This window comes from Streptomyces sp. NPDC001492 (assembly GCF_053597275.1).
The window spans coordinates 32,065-39,944 of record NZ_JBSFHW010000069.1; the positions used below are offsets into that span (position 1 = coordinate 32,065).

Annotated in this window: 8 protein-coding genes; 5 read left to right on the plus strand and 3 right to left on the minus strand. The window is 69.6% G+C overall.

What is annotated here, in order from left to right; all coding sequences use genetic code 11:
- Nucleotides 1-10 precede the first annotated feature (10 nt).
- Nucleotides 11-1,021 (minus strand): aldo/keto reductase, encoded by a 1,011-nt coding sequence (locus ACWC1K_RS46745; RefSeq protein WP_450839884.1) that lies wholly within the window; start codon nt 1,019-1,021, stop codon nt 11-13.
- Between the two features lie 158 nt (nt 1,022-1,179).
- Here ACWC1K_RS46745 and ACWC1K_RS46750 point away from each other — a divergent pair, with 158 nt between their 5' ends.
- Complete coding sequence (locus ACWC1K_RS46750) at nt 1,180-2,226, plus strand: chitinase (protein WP_450839886.1); 1,047 nt, start codon at nt 1,180-1,182, stop codon at nt 2,224-2,226.
- Nucleotides 2,227-2,276: 50 nt separating this feature from the next.
- Here ACWC1K_RS46750 and ACWC1K_RS46755 read toward each other — a convergent pair whose 3' ends face one another.
- Together ACWC1K_RS46755 and ACWC1K_RS46760 are read right to left on the minus strand one after the other, a co-directional pair.
- Nucleotides 2,277-2,888 (minus strand): LysE family translocator, encoded by a 612-nt coding sequence (locus tag ACWC1K_RS46755; protein WP_450839887.1) that lies wholly within the window; start codon nt 2,886-2,888, stop codon nt 2,277-2,279.
- A 170-nt stretch (nt 2,889-3,058) separates the two neighbouring features.
- Entirely contained in the window at nt 3,059-4,441 is a 1,383-nt protein-coding gene (locus tag ACWC1K_RS46760; protein ID WP_450839889.1) for a glycine--tRNA ligase, read from the minus strand.
- A 162-nt stretch (nt 4,442-4,603) separates the two neighbouring features.
- Here ACWC1K_RS46760 and ACWC1K_RS46765 point away from each other — a divergent pair, with 162 nt between their 5' ends.
- The 4 genes from ACWC1K_RS46765 to ACWC1K_RS46780 all read left to right on the plus strand — a co-directional run bounded on the left by ACWC1K_RS46765 (nt 4,604) and on the right by ACWC1K_RS46780 (nt 7,751).
- Entirely contained in the window at nt 4,604-5,563 is a 960-nt protein-coding gene (locus tag ACWC1K_RS46765; RefSeq protein ID WP_450839890.1) for a metal ABC transporter substrate-binding protein, read from the plus strand.
- Between the two features lie 17 nt (nt 5,564-5,580).
- A complete protein-coding gene (locus tag ACWC1K_RS46770) occupies nt 5,581-6,366 on the plus strand; it encodes a metal ABC transporter ATP-binding protein (protein WP_450839891.1) in 786 nt (261 codons plus the stop codon).
- A 10-nt stretch (nt 6,367-6,376) separates the two neighbouring features.
- The gene (locus ACWC1K_RS46775) at nt 6,377-7,279 is read left to right on the plus strand and encodes a metal ABC transporter permease (RefSeq protein ID WP_390692019.1); all 903 of its coding nucleotides are present in this window, start codon (nt 6,377-6,379) and stop codon (nt 7,277-7,279) included.
- Nucleotides 7,280-7,340: 61 nt separating this feature from the next.
- Nucleotides 7,341-7,751, plus strand: a complete 411-nt coding sequence (locus ACWC1K_RS46780; protein ID WP_450839892.1) for a Fur family transcriptional regulator — start codon at nt 7,341-7,343, stop codon at nt 7,749-7,751.
- The last annotated feature ends 129 nt before the right edge of the window (nt 7,752-7,880 follow it).

The following is a 7,880-nucleotide window of genomic DNA, read 5'->3' on the forward strand; positions in this document are numbered from 1 at the left end:
GGCACCGCGATCAGCGCTCGCTGTCGAGCATGGCCATCTGGGCGGGGGCGTACCGCTCGCCGGCGGCCGCGTCCGCCGGTACGGCGGCCTCGATGGCCGCGAGGTCGGCCGCGTCCAGGGTGACGTCCAGGGCACCCAGGGCCTCCCCGAGCCGCTCGCGGGTCTTGGCGCCGATCAGCGGCACGATGTCCTCGCCCCGGGAGAGCACCCAGGCGATGGCGATCTGGGCGACGGAGACGCCCTTCTGCTCGGCGATCTTGCGCAGGGACTCGACCAGCGTGAGGTTGTGCTGGAGGTTGTCGCCCTGGAAACGCGGGGAGTGGGCGCGGAAGTCATTCGCCGCGTACCCCTGGCCGGGCGTGACATGGCCGGAGATCAGCCCGCGGGAGAGCACGCCGTACGCGGTGACCGCGATGCCCAGTTCGCGCAGGGTGGGCAGGATCTCCTGCTCGGGACTGCGGGAGATGAGCGCGTACTCGATCTGGAGGTCGGCGATCGGGGCGGTGGCGGCGGCCCGGCGGATGGTGTCCGCGCCGACCTCGCTGAGGCCGATGTGGCGGACGTACCCCTGTTCGACCAGTTCCGCGATGGCGCCGACGGTCTCCTCGATCGGCACGTTCGGGTCGAGCCGGGCGGGGCGGTAGACGTCGATGTGGTCGACGCCGAGGCGTTGGAGGGAGTAGGCGGCCCAGGTCTTCACGGCGGCGGGGCGGGTGTCGTAGCCGTGCCAGGCGCCGTCCGGCCCGCGCTGGGCGCCGAACTTCACGCTGAGCAGCGCGTTCTCCCGCAGGGCGGGCGGGGCGGTGCGCAGGGCCTCGCTGATCAGCAGTTCGTTGTGGCCCATGCCGTAGAAGTCGCCGGTGTCGAGCAGGGTCACGCCGGCTTCCAGGGCGGCGTGGACGGTGGCGATGGACTCGGCGCGGTCCGCCTCGCCGTAGATGCCGGACATGCCCATGCAGCCGAGGCCGAGGGCGGAGACCTGGGGGCCGGTGGTTCCGAGGTTTCGGGTTCGCATCGTCATGCACCCCACTCTGACATGACAGATGACAGATTTCAATATCTGTCATTCCAACTCTGCCACCCACCATCTCCAACTTGGTCCAGACCTATTGACGAGAGGTCTGGACCAGAGCACTGTCATGCCTACGACACCTCACCGATCCCCCACCGGGAGGCCCGATGCTCCGCCGCAGCCTGGCCCTGCTCGCCACCGCGCTCGCGACCGCGGCCGTCACCCAGCTCCCCGCCGCGCCCACCGCCTCGGCCGCCGACACCTGCGCGGTCAGGTCGAGGCCCGCCGGAAAGGTCCTCCAGGGCTACTGGGAGAACTGGGACGGCTCCGCCAACGGCGTCCACCCGCCCTTCGGCTGGACCCCGATCACCGACTCCCGCATCTCCGCGCACGGCTACAACGTGATCAACGCGGCCTTCCCGGTGATCCGTTCGGACGGAACGGCCCTCTGGGAGGACGGCATGGACTCGGGGGTGAAGGTGGCGACGCCCGCGGAGATGTGCGCGGCGAAGGCGTCCGGCCGGACGATCCTGCTGTCGATCGGCGGAGCGGCGGCGGGCATCGACCTCGGCTCGACCGCGGTGGCCGACAAGTTCGTCTCGACGATCGTCTCGATCCTGAAGAAGTACAACTTCGACGGCATCGACATAGACATCGAGACGGGACTGGTCGGCAGCGGCAGCATCTCCCAACTCTCCGTCTCGCAGGCCAACCTGATCCGCATCATCGACGGGATCCTGTCCCGGATGCCGTCGAACTTCGGCCTCACCATGGCCCCGGAGACGGCCTACGTCACCGGCGGCAGCATCACCTACGGCTCGATCTGGGGCGCCTACCTGCCGATCATCAAGAAGTACGCCGACAACGGCCGCCTGTGGTGGCTGAACATGCAGTACTACAACGGCAGCATGTACGGCTGCTCGGGCGACTCCTACCAGGCCGGCACGGTGGCGGGTTTCGTCGCCCAGACCGACTGCCTCAACAAGGGGCTGGTCGTGCAGGGTACGACGATCAAGGTGCCGTACGACAAACAGGCCCCCGGCCTCCCCGCCCAGCCGGGCGCCGGCGGCGGCTACATGTCGCCCTCCCTCGTCTCCCAGGCCTGGAAGCACTACGGCACCGCCCTCAAGGGCCTGATGACCTGGTCGATCAACTGGGACGGCTCGAAGAGCTGGACCTTCGGCGACAACGTGCGGGCGCTGCAGGGCCGTTGAGCCCAGGGACACATCCGGGACGGCCGACTGTCGTCCACCCCGCGGAGCGACTACCGCGCAGTCAGCGCCAACTTGGCCCCCAGCGCCACGAACGACCCCGCGAACCCCCGCCGCAGCCAAGCCATCACCCGCGGCCGCGAGGTGACGCGGCTGCGGACGGAGGCGGCGAGGATCCCGTACGCGGAGAAGACGACGAAGGTCGCCAGCATGAACACGCCGCTCAGCCAGAGCATCCGCGGCAGCGCATGCGGCGCACCCGGGTCCACGAACTGCGGCAGGAACGCGAAGAAGAAGATCGTCAGCTTCGGGTTGAGGATGTTGATCAGCACGCCCCGCACGATCACGCGTCCCGCCGGGCCGGGGGCGGCCCCCGTGTCCACGGTGATCGCCTCCTTGTCCCGCACCGTCGCCCACGCCATGTGGAGGAGGTAGGCGACACCGGCGTACTTGAGGACCTGGAAGGCCGCCGCGCTCGCGTTGAGCAGCGCGGCGAGCCCGGTCACGGAGGCCAGCACATGCGGCACGATCCCCAGCGTGCAGGAGAAGGCCGCGACGACACTCGCGCGACGGCCGTGCGACAGCCCGGCGGCCAGCGTGTAGACGACGCCGGTGCCGGGCGTGGCGACGACGACAAGGGTGGTGAGGAGAAAGGCGAGACTCATGGGGCCAGCCTGGTAACGCCGCGGCCCCCGATACAGGGCCAATGCGAGACCTGTATCGGGGGCCACCACGGGAGCTGTTTCAGCCCGTCCGGCGTTGGAGGAGGGGGCCCCTCAAGGGCCGAAGCGGGGGCCTGGGGGCGGCAGCCCCAGGCCCGCCCGCACCAGTGGACCTAGGCGCCGACGAGCCGCCCGGCCAGGTAGCCCTCGATCTGGTCGAGAGACACCCGCTCCTGCTTCATGGAGTCACGCTCACGCACCGTCACCGCGTTGTCGTCCAGCGTGTCGAAGTCGACCGTCACGCAGTACGGCGTACCGATCTCGTCCTGGCGGCGGTAGCGGCGGCCGATGGCGCCCGCGTCGTCGAACTCGATGTTCCAGTGCTGGCGCAGCGCCTGGGCGAGGCCCTTGGCCTTCGGGGACAGCTCGGGGTTGCGGGACAGCGGGAGCACCGCGACCTTCACGGGCGCCAGACGGTGGTCCAGGCGCAGCACCGTGCGCTTCTCCATCTTGCCCTTGGCGTTGGGCGCCTCGTCCTCGACGTAGGCGTCGAGCAGGAAGGCGAGCATCGCCCGGCCGACACCGGCCGCCGGCTCGATGACGTACGGGGTCCAGCGCTCGCCGGCCTCCTGGTCGAAGTAGAAGAGGTCCTGACCGGAGGCCTTGGAGTGCGAGGAGAGGTCGTAGTCGGTGCGGTTGGCGACGCCCTCCAGCTCGCCCCACTCGTTGCCGCCGAACTGGAAGCGGTACTCGATGTCGGCGGTGCGCTTGGAGTAGTGGGAGAGCTTCTCCGCCGGGTGCTCGTACCAGCGCATGTTCTCCTCGCGGAGGCCCAGGCCCGTGTACCAGTTCCAGCGCTGCTCCATCCAGTACTCCTGCCACTTCTCGTCCTCGCCCGGCTTGACGAAGAACTCCATCTCCATCTGCTCGAACTCGCGGGTGCGGAAGATGAAGTTGCCGGGCGTGATCTCGTTGCGGAAGGACTTGCCCATCTGCGCGATGCCGAACGGGGGCTTCTTGCGCGAGGTGGTCTGCACCTGGGCGAAGTTGGTGAAGATGCCCTGGGCGGTCTCGGGGCGCAGGTACGCGATCGAGCCGGAGTCCTGGGTCGGGCCGAGGTGCGTCGACAGCAGGCCCGAGAACTGCTTCGGCTCGGTGAACTGGCCCTTGTTGCCGCAGTTCGGGCAGTTGATGTCCGCGAGACCGTTCTCCGGGAGGTGGCCCTTCTTGGCCTCGTAGGCCTCCTCCAGGTGGTCCGCGCGGAACCGCTTGTGGCAGGAGGTGCACTCGGTGAGCGGGTCCGTGAAGGTGGCGACGTGGCCGGAGGCGACCCAGACCTCGGGGGCCAGGATCACGGACGAGTCGATACCGACCACGTCCTCGCGCGACGTCACCATGTAGCGCCACCACTGGCGCTTCAGGTTCTCCTTGAGCTCGACACCCAGCGGTCCGTAGTCCCAGGCGGCGCGCTGGCCGCCGTAGATCTCGCTGCACGGGAATACAAAGCCACGGCGCTTGCTCAGGCTGACGATGGTGTCGATCTTGTCGGCGGCCACGGTGCTCTCTTCATTACGACGACGGGCGACGAAGCAATCTCTTGGGAGCAGTGCTTCAGAGCGAATGCTTCAGGGTACCGGCGGGGGCTCCCCCTCAATCAAATCGGTTCCCACTCAGATGTTTGTTGACAACGGTTTCCATCTTTGTTGAAAATGACTGTCATGAACGTACGACGACGCCTCATATCCACCGCGGCCACGGCCGCGGTCACCGCCCTCGGCCTGACCACCCTCTCCGCCTGCTCCACCGAGAGCGCCGCCGCGGGCAACACGGACAAGTTCGACGTCGTCGCGTCGTTCTACCCGCTGGAGTTCCTCGCCGAGCAGATCGGCGGGAGCCATGTGCACGTCACCAACCTGACCCAGCCCGGGCAGGAGCCGCACGACCTGGAGATCAGTGCCCGGCAGACCGCGCAGCTCCAGGAGTCCGACGCGGTGCTCTACCTGAAGAACCTCCAGCCCGCCGTCGACGACGCGGTGGCCCAGTCCGAGGTCAAGACGAAGATCGACGCCGCCTCCCTCACCTCGCTGGAGAAGCACGGCAACGAGGTCGGCGGCCACGCGGCCTCCCACGACAGCTCCAAGAACGAGGAGCTGGCCGGTCTCGACCCCCACATCTGGCTCGACCCGGTGCGGTACGCCCAGGTCGCCAAGGGCGTCGGCGCCGCCTTCGAGAAGGCGGACCCGACCCACGCGGCCGACTACAAGAAGAACACCGCGGCCCTGGTCAAGAAGCTCGACGCGCTCAACACCCGGTTCAAGGACGGCCTTTCGGGGACCAGGTCCAAGGTCTTCATCACCACGCATGCCGCCTTCGGCTACCTCGCCGAGCGCTACGGCCTGACCGAGGAGGCCATCAACGGCCTCGACCCCGAGTCCGAGCCGAGCGCGGCCCGCGTGAAGGACCTTGAGAAGATGGCGAAGGCCGACGGCGTCACGACGGTGTTCTACGAGACGCTCGTCAGCGACAAGACCGCGAAGACCGTCGCCGCCGACGCCGGACTGAAGACGGACGTCCTCGACCCGATCGAGGGCATCACGTCGAAGTCCCGCGGCAAGGACTACTTCTCGGTCCAGGAGGCCAACCTCAAGGCGCTGCAGACGGCCCTGGGATCCAAATGACGTTTACGGAGGACGACATGGGCGTGGGCGCAGCGGGTGAACCCGGCACGGAGCCCGTCATAGCGATGCGCGGGGTCCGCGCCGACCTGGGCTCGCGCCCCGTCCTGCGCGGGATCGACCTCACCGTGGCACGCGGTGAGGTCGTCGCGCTGCTCGGCGCCAACGGCTCCGGCAAGTCGACCGCGATCCGCACGATCATCGGCCAGGTGCCGGTGAGCGCGGGCGGGATCGAGCTGTTCGGGACGGAGCGCAGGCGGTTCCGGGACTGGGCGCGGGTGGGGTACGTACCGCAGCGCACGACCGCCGCGGGCGGCGTCCCGGCCACCGTCACCGAGATCGTGTCGTCGGGGCGGCTCTCCCGCGCCCGCTTCGGCGTGCTGCGCAAGGCGGACCACGCGGCCGTACGCCGGGCCCTGGAGCTCGTCGGCATGGCGGACAGGGCGAAGGACTCGGTGAACGCCCTCTCAGGCGGCCAGCACCAGCGCGTGCTGATCGCCCGCGCACTCGCCGCCGAACCCGAGCTGCTGATCATGGACGAGCCGATGGCGGGCGTCGACCTGGCCAGCCAGGAGGTGCTCGCGCAGACGCTGCGGGAGCAGGTCGCGGCCGGTACGACGGTGCTTCTCGTCCTGCACGAACTCGGGCCGCTGGAGCCCCTCATCGACCGCGCGGTGGTGCTCCGCGACGGCTGCGTCCTGCACGACGGCCCGCCCCCGCGAGCCGTCGGCCAGCACGCGCTGCCCGGTCACGACCATGTACACCCCCACGAGCACACGCCCGTGCGCACCGGCCTGCTGAGCTGATGGATCGGTAATGGACTTTCTCGACTTCGCCTTCATGCAGCGGGCCCTGCTCGCCGCCGTCCTCGTCGGCATCACCGCCCCGGCGATCGGCATCTACCTCGTGCAGCGCCGCCAGGCCCTGATGGGCGACGGCATCGGCCATGTGGCGATGACCGGCGTCGGCCTCGGCTTCCTGCTCTCCGCGTCCCCGGTCTGGATGGCGACCCTCACCTCCGTGCTCGGCGCGGTCCTGATGGAGCTGATCCGCTGGTACGGCCGCACCCGCGGCGACATCGCCCTCGCGATGCTCTTCTACGGCGGCATGGCCGGCGGCGTGATGTTCATCAACCTCGCGCCGGGCGGCTCCAACGCCAACCTGACCTCGTACCTCTTCGGCTCGCTGTCAACGGTCTCGCAGTCGGACGTGACGGCGATCTGCCTGCTCGCGGGCTTCGTGGTGCTGGTCACCCTCGGTCTGCGCCGACAGCTCTTCGCGGTCAGCCAGGACGAGGAGTTCGCGCGGGTCACGGGCCTTCCGGTGCGCGCACTGAACCTCCTGACCGCCGTCACGGCGGCGGTGACCGTGACGGTCGCGATGCGGGTGGTGGGCCTGCTGCTGGTGAGCGCCCTGATGGTGGTGCCCGTGGCGGCGGCACAGCAGTTGAGCCGCAGCTTTGCGGCGACCTTCGCGATCGCGGTGGCGATCGGGGTGTCCGTGACCATCGGCGGCACGATCACGTCGTACTACCAGGACGTGCCGCCCGGCGCGACGATCGTGCTGCTGACCATCGCGGCCTTCATGGCGCTGACCGCGCTGGCGGCCCCGCTGGCCCGCCGCCGCGCCCGTGCCGCAGCGGCCGGACAGCCCGCCGGCGACCCCGCGGAGTGTGCAATTCCGGCCGCGCGCGCCCCCGAGGGGAAGGTCGGCGTCTGACTGCGCACAGGCCGGACTGGCACAATGGCCCGGCAAGCGCAGACGTAGGAGGAGGCAACCGGTGACGACCGCTGGACCGCCCGTGAAGGGCCGCGCCACCCGGCAGCGTGCCGCTGTGGCGGCGGCGCTCGACGAGGTCGACGAGTTCCGCAGCGCGCAGGAGCTCCACGACATGCTCAAGCACAAGGGGGACTCGGTCGGTCTGACCACGGTCTACCGCACCCTCCAGAACCTCGCCGACGCCGGCGAGGTCGACGTCCTGCGCACCTCCGACGGCGAGTCCGTCTACCGCCGCTGCTCCACCGGTGAACACCACCACCACCTCGTGTGCCGCGTCTGCGGCAAGGCGGTCGAGGTGGAGGGGCCCGCGGTGGAGAAGTGGGCGGAGGCGATCGCGGCGGAGCACGGGTACGTCAACGTGGCGCACACGGTGGAGATCTTCGGCACCTGTGCGGAGTGCGCCGCGGGGTGAGCGGGTGTGCGGTGCGGGTGGTCTGGGTGGCCGTCCCTGGGGGCTGCCGCCCCCAGACCCCCGCTTTCGGCCTGAACGGCCTCGTCCTCAAACGCCGGACGGGCTGAAAGACCAAACCCAGGCCAGGCC